The 16507-nt window shown below is 57.2% G+C and carries 11 protein-coding genes; 7 read left to right on the top strand and 4 right to left on the bottom strand.

Features of this window, described 5'->3' with window-relative positions:
- Positions 1 to 12: 12 nt before the first annotated feature.
- The 4 genes from AB3226_RS08705 to AB3226_RS08720 all read left to right on the top strand — a co-directional run bounded on the left by AB3226_RS08705 (position 13) and on the right by AB3226_RS08720 (position 4597).
- Positions 13 to 972, top strand: a complete 960-nt coding sequence (locus AB3226_RS08705; protein WP_367372781.1) for a cytochrome-c peroxidase — start codon at positions 13 to 15, stop codon at positions 970 to 972.
- Positions 969 to 2777, top strand: a complete 1809-nt coding sequence (locus AB3226_RS08710) for a DAHL domain-containing protein (protein WP_367372782.1) — start codon at positions 969 to 971, stop codon at positions 2775 to 2777. The genes AB3226_RS08705 and AB3226_RS08710 overlap by 4 nt, the downstream gene beginning before the upstream one ends.
- Positions 2774 to 4180, top strand: a complete 1407-nt coding sequence (locus AB3226_RS08715) for an ATP-binding protein (RefSeq protein WP_367372783.1) — start codon at positions 2774 to 2776, stop codon at positions 4178 to 4180. Before AB3226_RS08710 ends, AB3226_RS08715 begins: the two co-directional genes overlap by 4 nt.
- A gap of 132 nt (positions 4181 to 4312) precedes the next feature.
- Positions 4313 to 4597: a putative quinol monooxygenase gene (locus AB3226_RS08720; protein ID WP_367372784.1), complete on the top strand. Its 285-nt coding sequence runs from the start codon at positions 4313 to 4315 to the stop codon at positions 4595 to 4597.
- Here AB3226_RS08720 and AB3226_RS08725 read toward each other — a convergent pair.
- Genes AB3226_RS08725 through AB3226_RS08735 form a run of 3 tightly spaced genes read right to left on the bottom strand, consistent with a single transcriptional unit; the run spans position 4545 to position 8615 of the window.
- Positions 4545 to 6116: a glycosyltransferase family 39 protein gene (locus AB3226_RS08725; RefSeq protein WP_367375772.1), complete on the bottom strand. Its 1572-nt coding sequence runs from the start codon at positions 6114 to 6116 to the stop codon at positions 4545 to 4547. The genes AB3226_RS08720 and AB3226_RS08725 overlap by 53 nt on opposite strands.
- 47 nt (positions 6117 to 6163) lie before the next feature.
- Positions 6164 to 7672, bottom strand: a complete 1509-nt coding sequence (locus AB3226_RS08730; protein ID WP_367372785.1) for a glucosyltransferase domain-containing protein — start codon at positions 7670 to 7672, stop codon at positions 6164 to 6166.
- 1 nt (position 7673) lies between these two features.
- The gene (locus AB3226_RS08735) at positions 7674 to 8615 is read right to left on the bottom strand and encodes a glycosyltransferase family 2 protein (RefSeq protein ID WP_367372786.1); all 942 of its coding nucleotides are present in this window, start codon (positions 8613 to 8615) and stop codon (positions 7674 to 7676) included.
- A gap of 242 nt (positions 8616 to 8857) precedes the next feature.
- Here AB3226_RS08735 and AB3226_RS08740 point away from each other — a divergent pair, with 242 nt between their 5' ends.
- A complete protein-coding gene (locus tag AB3226_RS08740; protein ID WP_367372787.1) occupies positions 8858 to 9982 on the top strand; it encodes an OpgC family protein in 1125 nt (374 codons plus the stop codon).
- Positions 9983 to 10274: 292 nt separating this feature from the next.
- Here the strand turns inward: AB3226_RS08740 and AB3226_RS08745 are convergent, their stop codons facing one another.
- Positions 10275 to 11696, bottom strand: coding sequence for an amino acid permease (locus tag AB3226_RS08745; RefSeq protein ID WP_367372788.1), 1422 nt, complete (start codon positions 11694 to 11696; stop codon positions 10275 to 10277).
- Between the two features lie 616 nt (positions 11697 to 12312).
- Between AB3226_RS08745 and AB3226_RS08750 the strand changes: the two genes are divergently transcribed.
- A complete protein-coding gene (locus AB3226_RS08750) occupies positions 12313 to 12771 on the top strand; it encodes an REP-associated tyrosine transposase (protein ID WP_367372789.1) in 459 nt (152 codons plus the stop codon).
- A gap of 266 nt (positions 12772 to 13037) precedes the next feature.
- The gene (locus AB3226_RS08755) at positions 13038 to 16148 is read left to right on the top strand and encodes a transglycosylase domain-containing protein (RefSeq protein WP_367372790.1); all 3111 of its coding nucleotides are present in this window, start codon (positions 13038 to 13040) and stop codon (positions 16146 to 16148) included.
- Positions 16149 to 16507: the final 359 nt, after the last annotated feature.

The raw sequence follows: 16507 nt of genomic DNA on the forward strand, positions 1-16507 counted from the left end.
AGGAGTAATAAGATGTCGCGCTCCTTCTACTACCTGCTTCTTGCGCCTCTACTCGGATGTTGCCTGATAGCCAACGGCGCACCTCTGGACGAGCCACTCAAACCCTTGCCCGCAGTGCCCCAACAGAATCCCTTGCAAGTTGAACTCGGTCGCCGGTTGTTCAACGAGCCACGCCTGTCGGTCAACAACAGCCTGTCCTGCGCCAGTTGCCATCGCCTGGAAATCGGAGGCGCCGACGACAAAGCATTGTCTATCGGCTTCAAAGGCGATCCCCTGACGATCAACACTCCCAGCGTCTTCAACTCAAGTCTGAATTTCCGACAATTCTGGAACGGCCGCGCCGACACCCTGGAAACACAGGCCCACGAAGTGGTGCAGAGCCCCAGCGAAATGGGCAGTCATTGGGAGCATGTCGTTCAGACACTGACCGCCGACCCGGCTTACAAAAGTGCTTTCGCCAAGGCCTACCCGGACGGCGTGACGATGAGCAATGTGCAAAATGCCCTGGCCACCTATGAGCGCACGCTGATCAGCGCCAACTCGCGTTTCGACCAATACCTGCTGGGCAATACCGAGATTCTGACGATCGATGAGAAGTACGGTTACCAACGCTTCAAGGACTACGGCTGCATCGCTTGCCATCAAGGGGTAAACATCGGCGGCAACATGTTCCAGAAATTCGGAGTCATGGGCGATTACTTCCAGGTACGGGGCAACCCCACCGAAGCCGATCTGGGCCGCTATCTGGTCACCAAGGCTGAAGAGGACCGCAACGTGTTCAAGGTTCCGAGCCTGCGCAACGTCGCCGTGACCGCGCCGTACTTTCACGATGGCTCGGCGAAAACCCTCGAGGAAGCGGTAGACGTGATGTTCAAGTTCCAGCTCGGTCGCGTGCCCTCTGACAAGGACAAGACCTTGATCATCAAATTCCTCAAGACCCTGACCGGTGAGTGGGGAGGTAAACCTTTATGAAAACGTACCACCGTCGCAACCTGATATTGCTCAGTGGCGTGGCATTGTTGCTGGCCTCGACACTGCTGTTTCTGTACCTCAAATCAAGCTCCGATCAGACCTCGACGTACGCCGAGTCCCGGGGCCTGATCGGCCAGATCAAACAGCTCAATGCGCAGTGGGAAACCGAGATTCTCAAGGCCAGAATTGCCATCAGCCACAATTACGATCCGCTGGTTGCACCGCTGAACGAGATGACCCAGTTGTGGGAGCAATTCGAGACCATGGAGTCCAATCACGGCCGCAACGACCCCATCTGGCATTCCGGCCATGACGCATACCGCACCGCTGTTCAGGAAAAAACCCGGCTGGTGGAGCAGTTCAAATCCCACAACGCGGTGCTGCGCAACTCACTGGCGTTTTTGCCCACCGCCGAAGACGACATCCAGGAGCCGCTTACCCGGTTGATCGACGAAGACAAACTGCAACTCCAGAACATTGCCACCGACACCTACGACTTGCTGCTCAGCAGTCTGGAGTTCGCCCAGGTCACTTCCGACGACAGAGCGGCCGACATCCTGGTCGGGCTGAACAAACTGGGGGTGAACAAGGAGCGATTACCGGAGCAGTTTCATAGCCCGATCGATGTTCTGAGCAATCACATCGCGCTGATCCTGCGCGAACAACCCGTGGTCAATCGGCTGCTGGAAAACATCGAAGCCGTTCCTGTGGCCGCACGGCTGGACGACATCACCAATCTGCTGAATCAGGATCAGCAACGCGCCGACGCGGTGGATCGACGCTATCACTTTTACATGCTGGTCTTTTCAACGCTGCTGGTACTGGTGCTGGTGTACCTGGCAATCCGCCTGATGCGCAGCTTCGGGGAGATCAACCGGGTCAACAAGGAACTGCAAACCGCCAACGACGTCCTCGAACAACGCGTCGAAGAGCGCACCCGCGAACTCAAGGATACCCAGAGCGAACTGCTCGACACCGCGCGTCAGGCTGGCATGGCTGAAATCGCCACTAACGTGCTGCACAACGTTGGCAACGTGCTCAACAGCGTGAACATCTCGGCCGACGTGGTCACCCGCAAGCTGCGTAGCAGCAAGGCCCAGGGATTGGGCAAGGCGATGCAACTGATCAACGCGCATCAGGACGATCTGGGCATCTTTCTCACCCAGGACGAGAAAGGAAAAATGCTGCCCGGCTACCTGAATCAACTGGTGGAGGCCATTGCCCTGGAACAACAAGGCATGACCGACGAACTCGCGCAACTGAGCAAAAGCGTCGACCACATAAAGGACATCGTCGCCACCCAGCAGTCCTACGCAGGCGCCAACAGCCTGGTGGAACCACTGCACATCAGCGAATTGCTGGAAGACGCCTTGCGAATGAACGCTGGCGCCCTGACCCGGCATCACGTCACGGTGGTCAAGGAGTACGGCGACGTACCGCAAGTCATGGGCGACAAACACCGATTGTTGCTGATCCTGATCAACCTGATCAGCAACGCCAAATACGCCATGACCGACCTCAGCAACCGCCCGCGGCAAATGATCCTTGGGGTGAAAGTCGTCGAGGACACGATCCTGCAAATCAGCGTCAAGGATGACGGCGAAGGCATCGAGCCGGAGAACATGACGCGGATCTTTGCCCACGGTTTTACCACCCGCAAGGAAGGTCACGGCTTCGGCCTGCACAGCTGTGCCCTGGCCGCGATCGAGATGAACGGCCACCTCACCGCCCACAGCGATGGGCCAGGCAAAGGTGCGCTGTTCACTTTGCAGATCCCGTTGAAACCGGTCATGGAGGAAGCATGAGCGAACTTTCGAACCGACGCATTCTGCTGATTGACGACACGCCGTCCATCCATGAAGACTTTCGCAAAATCCTCACCCCGACATCGGCGCAGCATGCAGAGCTGGACGAAATGGAGGCCGCGCTGTTCGGCAGCGAAGTGAAGTCCGCCAGCGCCTTGTTCGAACTGGACTCTGCCTATGGCGGTCAGGAGGGTCTGGGCAAACTCATCCAGGCATTACAGGAAAACCGCCCCTACGCGCTGGCCTTCGTCGACATGCGCATGCCTGAAGGCTGGGACGGCGCGCAAACTATCGAACACCTGTGGCAGCAAGACCCGCAGCTGCAAGTGGTGGTGTGTACCGCCTATTCCGACTATTCCTGGGATGAACTGCTGGAGCGCTTGCACGCCCACGACCGCCTGCTGATTCTGAAAAAACCGTTCGACAACATTGAAGTCCAGCAGATGGCCAACACCCTGCTCACCAAATGGGAAATGACCGAACGTGCGTCCATTCAGATGAGCCATCTGGAGCATCTGGTGGATCAACGCACGACCCAGTTCAAGCAGGCCAGCGAGGCCTTGCAGCGAGAAATCGACGAGCGCAAACAACTGGAAAGCCAACTGGTGCAATCGGAAAAGCTCGCTTCGCTGGGGCAACTGGCGGCGGGCGTTGCCCATGAAATCAATAACCCCATCGGCTTCATTTCCTCCAACCTCGGCGCCCTCGATGGCTACTTCAAGCAACTGCAGGACATGCTCGATGCCTATCGGGAGGCGGAAAAATCCATTGGCTCAAGCGAGGTCATCGACCGTCTCGGTCAATTACGTGAACGGGTGGAACTGGACTTTCTGCGCGAAGATATTCCGCTGCTGATCAAGGAGTCCAAGGAAGGCATTGGCCGCGTCGGGCAGATCGTCAAAGACCTGAAGGACTTCTCCCGCGTCGACTCCAATCAGGAATGGCAGTGGACCAATCTGCAACAAGGCATCGAGTCGACCCTGAACATCGTCGCCAATGAACTCAAGTACAAGGCCGATGTGGTGAAGGAATTTCAAAAGCTGCCCGACATTGAATGCCTGCCGTCGCAAATCAATCAGGTGATCATGAACCTGATCGTCAACGCATCTCAGGCGATGGGGCCGGAACGGGGCACCATCACGTTACGTACCGGGCTTGAAGGTGAAACGGTGTCGATCGAGGTCGCGGACACGGGAATAGGCATCGAGCCGGACAACCTGCAAAAAATATTCGACCCGTTCTACACCACCAAACCGGTAGGCCAGGGGACGGGGCTCGGGTTGTCCCTGTCCTATGGCATCGTGAAAAAACACCAGGGCGATATTTCGGTGCGTAGCGAAGTCGGGGTGGGCAGCACGTTTCGGGTCGAGTTGCCGGTACGGCAATCGAAAATGGCTGTCTGACCAGCCGAGCAGGGGATTAATCTCAATGCGAGTTGTTTTCGATTTTTCTCCAGGCGCAGAATGCCTGCCGCATAACCATTGTTTGAACGCCAACCTCATCGGGAGGCGGGCTTAACACCAAGGAAGGACACCTTGCTTAAAGTAATCGCTGAAGATTTCATCAAACCCGAATACATTGAAACCGTTCGCCCGTGGTACGCCGAACTGGTCGAGAAGACTCGACTGGAACCTGATTGCATTGCTTACGACCTGTTCATCGATCAGAAAGACCCCGGGCACTTTATCTTCGTCGAACAATGGCCGAATAAGGCCGCGCTGGATGCTCATTGCCAGTCTGAGCATTTTCGGCGTTTGGTGCCGCAGATCAACGGTTACCAGGCGAGGGATTGTATTGTTGTGCTGATGGATGCGTTCTGAGGTCAACCTCAAGGGGGGGAGGTGCTTCCCCCCGGATGAATAAACGGGCTTCACTATCCCCTTCCTTTAGCATCTGCACCTGTTTCCAGTGTTTGGGAAACAATGCGTCATGTTCAGGACGGGCGTAGCCCGTTACCCACCAGATCCGCTTGGCATTCAGTTTCAAGGTTGAAAAATCGTCGAAGAGAATCGAACGCAAATGACGGGGAATGAGTGCCCAACCACCGTATTCGGCGGTTCCCCAAAGGGTGCCTGTCGGTGGTTTAAAGACGTATAACTTTGGCTGAACGCCTGTCGAGTTGTAGTACGTGAATGGCAAGTACCAATACAGGTTATCCACGATGATTTCGTCCCCCGGACGGACTTCGCGACCAAGACCTGCGACCACGGCGTCCAGCCTTGCGTCCTTGCGAATGCTTGTCCCGTTCATCTCATCCGTTTGCGCGTAGACCGCCAAAAGCCCATGTATTTCTGCCAACAGAACCAAAGCCATGGCGACAGCGGCAAGAGCGGCGTGGCGTTGGCTCCATGCGTCCAGCGCGAGCGCAACGATAAGAGGCAACGCAGCGGCAGCAAACACCAGGTACCTGGCGTTGAATACCGGCACGATCAGCGACACCAGAAAAACGGTCAGCACCGGCACGAAAAAATAGCTCACCAGCAAGACGCTAAAAGGTCGCTCATGGCGTGCCTTGAGCAGCACCGCAGCGGCGCAAACAACGATAAACCCCGAGGGCAACACACGCCATAAGGATGAATAACTGACCGCTCCCTCCATCATCACCAGTTGCCAAACGAAGGTCATCGCTGTTTGCCAGGTGAGCGGCGGTATCCACTCGAGCCCGTCCATTCGCAGAAATTGATCGATGAAATAAGGTAGCCAGGGCAGGTACAACACAACAATTGCACTGTTGGCCACGACCCACGCACGAAACGGAATTGCCGTGGACCGACCGCCATTTCGCACTTGCCACCCACAAAGCCAATGCACCAAAACGCACAGCGCGGCGAAGTAATGCGTATAGAAAGCAGCCGTCATCAACAGCACGTAAAAAACCGGATAACGCTTTTGATCCGGTGCCTTGATCCAGCAAACAAGCGCCACGGTCGCGCCCATAAGCCAGAAGCCGAGCAAGGTATACATTCGCACTTCCTGGCTGTAGCGCACCGATATCGGTAGCAATGCCAACAACAATGCAGCGATCCAGATCGCCCTTCGCGTTGTCACCAGGCTCATCAATTTAATGCACAGCAACAGCGTGCCGACATCGGCCAGTGCACTCAGGGATCGCGCAGCTAACACGCCATTGCCGAACAGCAGCATCCAGAAATGCAGCAAGACGTAGTAAAGCGGCGGATGAACATCGCGCGCTGTCGTAGCCCAAATATACGCAGGCGAACCCTCGGCCAGCAGCAGGCTGTAGGCCTCGTCGTACCAGATGACCGGCACGGTGATGGAGTGAAACCTTGCGAACAACGCGAGGACGATCACCGCCACCAGACCTGCCCTGTCGGCCATCCGGGATGAAAAACTTTCGGGAGGGATCGAAGAGGTAATCACCGGGCTCACCACTGCAGCGTGGTGATCGGGGTCGGTTCTTTCATGACGATGAAACCGTAATCGCCCAGCAGATAGATGCGGTAGAACTTGCTCTCCACCAGCGGCGGATGACCCTGGTAACCCATCAGGGTCGCGTTACGCCGTTCCCTCTCTACCTCCACGTTGGCGATGCCCGCCTTCGGCAGGTTTTCAGCCAGCATGAAGAAGTTGATGTTCAGCAGATAACGCAAAACCGGCATCTGCTTGAACGAACCCGCGGCCCCCACCAGCCAGTGATCGGAATAACTCACCGCCAGGTAAATGCGCTTGGCCTCGTGCAGTTTCCGATGGGCCGCAATGTCATGCCCCAGGGAAAACAACGCGCTGGACGCAAAGGTGTTCTGCACCGTCAGCACGCGGCCATAAGCGTAAGACAACGAAAGCATGGCCAGCAGAGGCAGCGCCAACAGCATCGGCAGCCGCTCATGAATCGACGTCAGTACCAGATGGCTCAAATAGAACAACAGCACCAGCAACACCGCGAACCCCATCAAGGTTCTGGCGCCTTCATTGAAGTCGCGGAAAAACAGCGCAGCACCCGACACCAATAAAGTCACGACCGGCACCGTCAGCACACACACCAGGCCCATCACGATTTTTCTCAGCCCGGTGTCGTGGCGATCCATCACGTTGCGGGCTAACTGTGCGCCACCCACAAGGGCACACAACAGCAGCGCGGCGAACACCCAAGTGAATCCACCGTGAAACAGCAGCGCGACTTTTTCCAGCACCCGGCCGATATTGATTTCAAGTTGCAGCAAAGGCTCCGCCGCCCAGTTCAGCAATAAGGCGCGATCGTGATGCATGTACGGATAAGCCGTGACGCTGTAGATCAACCCGCCGAGCCCTGCCTGGGCGATTTTCCAGCCGATCAATTCGTACCATTGCCGCCAGGCCCACTTGTCATTCGCGCCCCTGAGCAGTTCCAGGCAACACAGGCCCAGAAACACATTCAGGCTCACCTGATAGAACCCCAGCGCCAGCGCAATCAGGAAGGCCGGCACCAGCCATTGCAGAATGCGCGAGGAATGACGAAAAGTGATCGCGTAGATCACTGCCACCAGACTCAAGGCATTGGCCGGCCCGTCGTATTGATAAGACAGGTTCTGCAGGAAGAACGGGTTGTACCAGAGCGGTAACAGCACCAGGCAGCAGGATATCGTCGGCTGCGGGTAGTAATGGAATGTCAGGCTGGTCAACGCCGAGGCCATGGCGAGCGTGGCGATCAACAGCGGCAACGGAAAGATGTTCGGCGCAGCATCGCTGAACGTCAGCAGGTTGTAGAACAGCTCGGTGAATAACCTCCCCTGCCCCGCCCAGGCAGTTCCGGCCGACAGCGATCGCCAGTTGTCATCGATGTAGGGATAGTCCGCGAGGATCAGCGGAATGACATAAATCAGGGTCGCGATCAGGAAAAACCGCCAGACCCGACGACGCCCGAGTTCTCTGCTGAAAAAGTCGCTCAGTCTGCCCATGCTAAAGCCCGAGCCGGTCTGTACCGCCGATGACGTCTTTGACCACATAACGCGGCCGGTGCTTGGCTTCGATGTAGATGCGGCCGACATACTCACCAAGGATGCCGATACCAATCAATTGGACGCCGCCGAGAAACAGAATGGCCGTCATCAGCGAGGGGTAACCGGGGACGTTGTTGCCGAAGAAAATCTTGTCCAGCACCATGTACACCGCATACAGCACTGCGAAGATCGAAATGCCGCCACCGATGTAAGTCCACAACCGCAACGGCACCGTGCTGAACGAGGTAATGCCTTCCAGCGCCAGGTTCCACAGCTTCCAGCCATTGAACTTGCTGCGTCCTGCCACTCGCCGGGCCCGTTCATATTCGACCACCGCCGTGGTGAACCCGGCCCAGGACAGAACGCCCTTCATGAACAACTGATGCTCGGGAAGCGCACGAATCACATTGACCACCTTGCGGTCCATGAGCCGGAAATCCCCGACGTTTTCTTCGATCCGGGTGTAAGAAATCCTGTTCAGCAAATGATAGAAAAGCGATGCGCTGTGGCGTTTCAAATAACTGTCACTGTCACGATTCCGGCGTTTGGCGAGCACCACATCGGCGCCCTTTTGCCACTCGGCAATCAACTGCGGGATGACGCTGATCGGATCCTGCAGGTCAACGTCCATGGGAATCACCGCATCGCCGGTGGCGTATTCCAGCCCGGCAAACAACGCCGGCTCCTTGCCGAAGTTACGGGAGAAGTTGATCAGCAATACCTGTTCATCGACCTGTGCCAGCGCCGTGGCTTGCTCAGCCGTCCGGTCGGTACTGCCATCGTTGATGAACACAATCTCGACTTCACACGGGTCAAGTTTCAATTCACGACGCACCGCCTGATGGAACAGACTGATCGCCTGCTCTTCATTGAATACCGGGACAATCAGCGAAACTTTCACATTTCACACTCCTGAAAACGAAGTGTAGATGTTCGGCAGACGCCCATCAGGGGGCGTTCTGGTGCGTGAACTGCCCGGCAGACCGACGGACATGGGTTCAATTCGTTCGCTATAGGCAGCTGAGACATTCGGTAATATCCAGCCTTTTGCAATTACCCGCGAATCACGCCACCCTGCGCGCCGCTGTAGGATCGCCTCACTGCTCGCTCCTACCCAACAACCCCGTTCAAGAGCCCGCCGTCATGACGTTTGAACGCGATCACCGAGTCGACTTTTTTCGCGGCCTGGCCCTGGTCTTCATCTTCTGGGATCACGTGCCGCAAAACCCGCTCGCGCAGTTCACGGTGCGCAATTTCGGTTTCAGCGACGCAGCGGAGATTTTCGTATTCCTGGCCGGCTACGCGGCAGTGCTGGCCTACGGCAAAATCGCCCGGCGTGACGGCTTCATGGTCGCCACGGTGAAAATCCTGCGACGCGCCTGGGTGCTTTATGTGGTGCATATCTTTTTGCTGGCGATGCTGATGGGCATTGTGTTTTTCGCCAACAGCCATGTGGAAACCCGTGATCTGGTGCAGGAAATGGGCTTGCAGTATTTCCTCAGCAATCCACAGCAGGCGTTGATGGATGAGTTGTTGCTGCGCTTCAAGCCGAACCTGATGGACCCGCTGCCGCTGTATATTTTGTTGCTGCTTGGCCTGCCGCTGGTGCTACCGATGCTGCTGCGCAAGGCTGAATACGTGGTGGGGTTGTCGGTGGTTTTGTACCTGCTGGCGCCATGGCTCCAGTGGAACCTGGCGGGCACCGACGGTGGCGTATGGTTTTTCAATCCGATGGCCTGGCAGCTGCTGTTTATTCTCGGTGGCGCGACGGCGATTCACGGGCAAAGGCCTCGGGTGCAGCAGCCTCGGCCGCTGACTCGGCAGCCGGTTTTTATCGCCGCGTTGACCTATCTGATGGTGACCGGGCTGATCGCAGTGTCGTGGAAATGGCCGACCATACATGACGCCTTCATGCCCCAACGACTCGGCGAATGGCTTTATCCGATCAGCAAGACCAACCTCTCGCCGGCACGCCTGCTGCATTTCCTCGCCCTCGCCTACGTCACCGCCAGGTTGTTGCCGGACACGGGCTGGACGCAACACTGGCTGGCGCAACAAAGCTGTCGCATGGGCCGTTATTCGTTGGAAGTGTTCTGCCTTGGTGTGTTGCTGGCGCCATTGGCTGACATGCTCAACGCCTTGGGCGGGAACACACTGGCAATCCAGATATTCAGTGCACTGCTGGGAGTCGGGTTGATGGCATTGCTGGGGGCCTGGCTGGATTTCAACAAGCGGCTGAATCGACCGGCCCAAGTCGCCGTCGTCTAATTGAGACAAGCAAACCTTTGTGCTGGGGAGCCTTTGTGGCTATGGGCTTTTGTGGCGAGGGAGCTTGCTCCCGCTCGGCTGCGCAGCAGTCGTAATCCGGCACATGCGATCGGTATGAACGGTGACCCTTTAGGGCCGCTACGCGCCCCAGCGCGAGCAAGCTCGCTCGCCACAGGAGATCGGCGCCATGTCTAGTCCTGAAACAGGTGTAAACCTTCTTCAGAACTAGACACCAATCAATAAAAAGCCCCAGTCATCTCGACCGGGGCTTTTGCATTTCTGGCGTTACGACTTACGAAGTCGAACGCACCGCACCTTGCGACACATTGGTCGGTTGCAGCTTGAACACGTAGAACAACACTGTCAGCAGCACCAGGAAAGCAGGCCCGACATACAGTGCCACGCGAGTGTCCGGGAAGTACGCCATCAGGCCGACCACCAGCACCAAAAATGCCAGTGCCAGATAAGAACTGACCGGGTACAGCCACATGCGGTATTTCAGGCCAGCACGTTCGCTGGCGCTCAGGCCTTTGCGGAACTTGAGCTGGGCCAGCAGGATCATCGCCCAGGTCCAGATCGCGCCGAAGGTGGCAATCGCGGTGACCCAGACGAAGACTTTCTCTGGCACCAGATAGTTGAGCAACACGCCCAGCAGCAAGGCACCTATCGACAGCAGCAAGGCACGACGCGGCACGCCGTTGTTCGAGGTCTTGGCGAAACCGGCCGGGGCCTGGCCGTTCTGCGCCAGGCTGTAAAGCATGCGCCCAGTGCTGAAGATACCGCCGTTGCAGGACGACAGCGCAGCGGTGATCACCACGAAGTTGATGATGCCGGCGGCGGTCTTGATGCCCAGACGCTCGAAGGTCATCACAAACGGGCTGCCCTGGGTGCCTATTTCGTTCCACGGGTAGATCGACAGGATCACGAACAAGGCGCCGACGTAGAACAGCAGAATCCGCCAGAACACCGAGCCGATCGCATTCGGAATGGTCTTCTGCGGGTTCTTGGCTTCACCGGCGGTCAGGCCGATCATCTCGACGCCGAGGTAGGCGAACATCACCATTTGCAGGGACATCAACACGCCTTGCACGCCGTTGGGCATGAAGCCGCCATGGGCCCAGAGATTGGAAATCCCCAGGGCGACGCCGTCGTTACCGAAGCCAAAAGCGATCACGCCAATGCCGCCGACCACCATCGCAATGATGGTGACGATCTTGATCAGGGCGAACCAGAATTCGAACTCACCGAAGGCTTTCACCGCGATCAAGTTGATCGAGCCCATGCTGATCAACGCCGCCAGTGCCCAGATCCAGCGCGGCACGTCGGGGAACCAGACGCCCATGTACACCGCCACCGCGGTGATTTCCGCGACGCAGGTCACCAGCCACAGGAACCAGTAGTTCCAGCCGGTCAGAAAGCCTGCCAATGGGCCGAGGTAGTCTTGGGCATAACGGCTGAACGAGCCGGCGACCGGGTTGTGCACGGCCATCTCGCCGAGGGCGCGCATGATCACCAGGATCGCCAAGCCGCCAATGATGTAGGAGAGCATGATGGCCGGGCCGGCCATTTCGATGGCCTTGGCCGAACCCAGGAACAGGCCGACGCCGATACAGGCACCGAGCGCCATCAAGCGAATATGCCGTTCGCCGAGTTCGCGTTTAAGCGGGCCGCCCTGAGCGGTCTCGCCGTGAGGCAGGTGATTGCCGACTGGCATAGGTACAACCTCGTCTTGTTATTGGATGTGACCACCGAGTGTCGAAGCACCGACCGATAAGCCAGCGCTTCTGCGAAACCGGGCCTGCTTCATGGGCAGACACGTCTTGCAGGACCAAAACCTGCAAGATCAGCGGGCATGCAGTATAAAAAGCTTCCAGCAGGGGTTTTCACTCTATAAACCACAACATTCAGCCATAACTCTCGGCAAAAGCGGGGTTTTCGGAGGGGCATTACCTGACTTATGTAGGATTATTCGCCACTGAAACGGCGCGGAGTATTGCACAGCAATGGTGCATCGTCATGCCCCTACCTAGGCAGTATTTACCGCGTTGATGCGTCTAGCTCGGCCGTTACAGACAACACAACACCTGTGGCGAGGGAGCTTGCTCCCGCTCGGCTGCGAAGCAGTCGCAAACTCAACACACCGGTTTTATCTGGCAGATCACGATTGCAGGGATTGGGGCCGCTTCGCAGCCCAGCGGGAGCAAGCTCCCTCGCCACAAAAGCGCCTGGATCCTTCAGGGATCTCGGAAATTTCAGTCAGAAGTTGCAGCTTCAGCTATGTAAAGAGGGAGCTAAGGTCAAATGAGGATCACTACAAAAGGACGCAAGGAATGCATCCACATCCCAATTCCCATTTGCTACGCCATGGACGCTGTTCAGAACAGGGTCGGGCCTATCTCATCACTGCGGTTGTGCATCAACGCCGCCGAATATTCACTGATTGGCGGTTGGGGCGCCTGTTGGTCGCCGAACTCAAGCGAGCCCACGACCAAAAGTGGGTCAACTCAATAGCTTGGGTCGTCATGCCAGATCACTTCCATTGGTTGGTACAACTCGAACAACACTCCCTGGCGCAACTCATGCAAACCACCAAATCTCGCAGCACACTCACCATCAACCGCGCGTCAAACAATGAAGGGGCTTTCTGGCAGACCGGCTACCACGACAGAGCAATCCGCGATGGCGAAGAGCTTCTGCCTTTTGCTCGTTACATTGTTGCCAATCCGTTACGGGCAGGGTTGGTCAAGAAAATTGGCGATTACCCACTCTGGGATGCCTGCTGGATTTGAACTGCGACACAACCTTTGTGGCGAGGGAGCTTGCTCCCGCTCGGCTGCGAAGCAGTCGCAGAACCGGCGAATGGTATTTATCAGACAAACCGCGATGGTATTGGTTGGGGCCGCTTCGCAGCCCAGCGGGAGCAAGCTCCCTCGCCACAAGCCACAAGGAACGGTGCATACCCGATATTTGGTTATTCACAATTTTTTCACCAACGCCAACCAACGTCTAAGCTTCAAACAAGTCCGATCAATCTGCGTGAATGGATCAGTCGACTATGGGCGCTTTGTGGCAAACCGATTCGAGTAAAACTGTGGTTCCGACTGAAAGAGTGGATGAAGCGCCTTTACCTGAGAAACCCCGTCGTTCCCGACACGGCTGGGGGGCGTTCTGGTTGTTGCTGCTGATTATCCTGATTGTCCTGGGCCTCGCTGCGGCCAAGGAAATGCGCACCTCCAAGTTTCAGGCCCGGGAAATCAGCAAATATGCCGCCTCGCTGAAGTACGAGCTGCAGCCCGGCCCCAGCGATGCGATTCGCTATCCTGGCGCAGGCCCGTTCGATCAGCGTTTGGGTTACAGCGCCCTGGATGAATTTCTACCGCGCCTGCTCAAGCGCAATTACGTGGTGTCGGCACAAACCCGCTTTTCCCCGGCGCTGATGAAGTACAGCGACAAGGGCTTTTTCGTGCCCTATGCAGAGAAAATCCAGGCCGGGCTGTCGATCACCGATTGCCGCGCGGCACCGCTGTACCAGTTCAAATATCCCCAACAACTCTATTCAAGCTTTGCGACGATCCCTCCGCTGGTGGTCAGCAGTTTGCTGTTCATCGAAAACCGCTTTTTGCTCGATCCCCACCAGCCTTTAGCCAACCCTGCCGTGGACTGGCCACGATTCGGTATGGCGGCGTGGTCCCAGGTGGCCAAGTTGTTGCGTCTGCCCGGTCAGTCGGCGGGGGGCAGTACGCTGGCAACGCAGCTGGAGAAATATCGACACTCGCCTGATGGCTTGACGATGTCGGGCGCGGAAAAGATCCGGCAAATGATTTCCGCCAGTGTGCGGGCTTATCAGGCGGGCCCGGAAACCCTCCAGGCCCGGCAAAATGTGATTCGCGATTACCTCAACAGTGTTCCGCTGTCGGCAGTACCGGGCCACGGTGAAGTGCATGGCATGGCCGAAGGTTTGCGCGTCTGGTACGGCGCCGATTTCAACCAGGCCAACGAACGGTTGGCCAGCACCAACACCGATCCGAAAAGCCTGTCAGAAAAAGGCTTGGCCCTGCGTGAAATGCTGTCACTGATGATCGCTCAGCGTCGCCCTTCCCATTACTTGACCAAGGGCCGTGATGAATTGGCCAGCCTCACCGACAGCCACATTCGCCTGCTGGCTCAGAATGGCGTGATCGATGCGCCACTCGCGGCGGCGGCATTGGCCAGTAAAGTGACTTACCGCGACTGGGCCACCCAGCCCACCATTCAGCCAATCGAAACCAACAAGGGCATCAGTGTGGCGCGCAGCCGTCTGGGCGGGTTGCTCAACCGTCCGCTGTATGACCTCGACCGCCTCGACATGTCGGCCACCAGTACGCTGCAAGGCGAGCTGCAAACCCAGGCCACCGCGTACCTCAAACATCTGGCCGACCCAACCTATGCAGCGGAAATCGGCCTGATGGGCGAACGCCTGCTCACCCCCACCAGCACCACACAGGTGCGCTACAGCTTCACTCTGTTTGAACTGACCCCGGACGGCTCGCGAGTACGGGTGCAGACCGACAGTACTGACCAGCCATTCGACATCAATGAAGGCAGCAAGCTCGAACTGGGCTCCACCGCAAAAATGCGCGTGCTCACCACCTACCTGCAGATCATCGCCGAGCTGCACGATAAATACGGGACGATGACCATCCCTGAACTGAAGAAAGTCGACGTCCCCGACCAGGATCGCCTGACCCGCTGGGCCGTCGATTACCTGATTCAGAACACCGACCACAACCTGCCGACAATGCTCGGCGCCGCGCTGGATCGCAAATACTCCGCCAGCCCCGGCGAAGCTTTTTTCACCGGTGGCGGGCTGCACACGTTCGTTAACTTCCGCAAGGAGGACAACGGCCGCCTGCCGACCCTGCGCGATGCCATTCGTGAGTCGATCAACCTGCCGTTCATTCGGCTGATGCGTGACCTGGTGCGCTACACCACCTATTCCGGCCCAAACAGCAGCGCCGAATTGCTCAAGGACGATCGCGACCCTCGGCGCCAGGAATACCTGGCCTCATTCGCCGACAAAGAAGGTACCTCGTTTCTGCTGAAGTTCTGGAAGAAATACCGCAACAAGGACACCCAGGCGCGGCTCGAAACCTTTCTCGACGGCATGCGCCCGACCCCGATTCGCATGGCTGCCGTGCATCGTTATCTATTCCCCCAGGCCGACCAGGAAAGCTTCAACACCTTCGTACGCTCGCACCTCAAAGGCGCCAAGCTCAATGAAAAACTGACCGATGAACGCCTCGAACGCCTCTACCTGAGCTACGGTCCCGGAAGCTACGATTTGCCGGACCAAGGCTTCATCGCCAAGGTCCACCCGCTGGATCTGTGGTTGATCGGCTACCTGCTGAATAACCCCGACGCCAAGTTCAGCCAGATCGTCAAAGCCAGCCAGTACGAGCGTCAGGAAGTTTATAGCTGGCTGTTCAAGAGCCGCCACAAGGGCGCCCGTGACAGCCGCATCCGCACCATGCTGGAGATCGAGGCGTTCCTCGACATTCACCAGCGCTGGCAGAAAGTCGGCTATCCGTTCGATCACCTGGTACCGTCACTGGCCACCGCCATCGGCAGTTCCGGCGACCGTCCGGCTGCATTGGCGGAACTGATCGGCACCATCCTCAACGACGGTGTGCGCATGCCGACGCTGCGTATCGACAGCTTGCACTTCGCGGCCAACACACCGTATGAAACCAAATTGATCAACGACCCGGACGTCGGCAAACGAGTCATGCCATCCGAAGTCGCCACGGCCATGCGCGAAGCCTTGTCGCAAGTGGTGGATGCCGGCACGGCGAAACGGGTGTCCGGCAGTTTTGTAACGCCAGATGGCAAACCGTTGGCCATGGGCGGCAAAACGGGCACTGGGGACAACCGCATTGAAGCGATCGGTTCGGGCGGACGGATTCTAAGCTCCAAATCCATCAACCGGACGGCGACGTTTGTATTCTTTATCGGTGATTCACACTTTGGCACCTTGACCGCGTTCGTGCCCGGGCGCACGGCAGAGGCTTTCAAGTTCACCTCGGCATTGCCGGTGCAAGTGCTCAAGGGCATGGCGCCGATTCTCATGCCGTACCTGCAACCCGGCAGCAAAACAGGTTGCTTGCCGACTGAAGTCGCGCGGCGTTAACAGAACTGACACCGTGCGCGTGCGGTAATTAAATATTTTCGGCATTGATAATTCCAATGCCTTGAGGGGACAAACACTGACTTGGCAGCAGTAATTCAAACTTTAACTTTGAGCACGAAAAGATAGGCTGGGAGTTCCTATCAATGTTCAAGGTTTATTAGAACAATGGCTGATTTACAAGGACGTATTACTCCAGATCAATCACCCGACGCACCAGGGCGTCATTACGCGTTCATCGAGAACCGTATCCATCCTGTTTTTAAAAGTGCATCGCTTAGAAGAGCGCGGGAACTGAGTGCAACACGTATAGGCCCCGCACGCTGGATAACCGACGCAACTAACTTCGATCACACCCTGTT

The organism is Pseudomonas lini (genome assembly GCF_964063345.1).
GTDB lineage: Bacteria > Pseudomonadota > Gammaproteobacteria > Pseudomonadales > Pseudomonadaceae > Aquipseudomonas > Aquipseudomonas lini_B.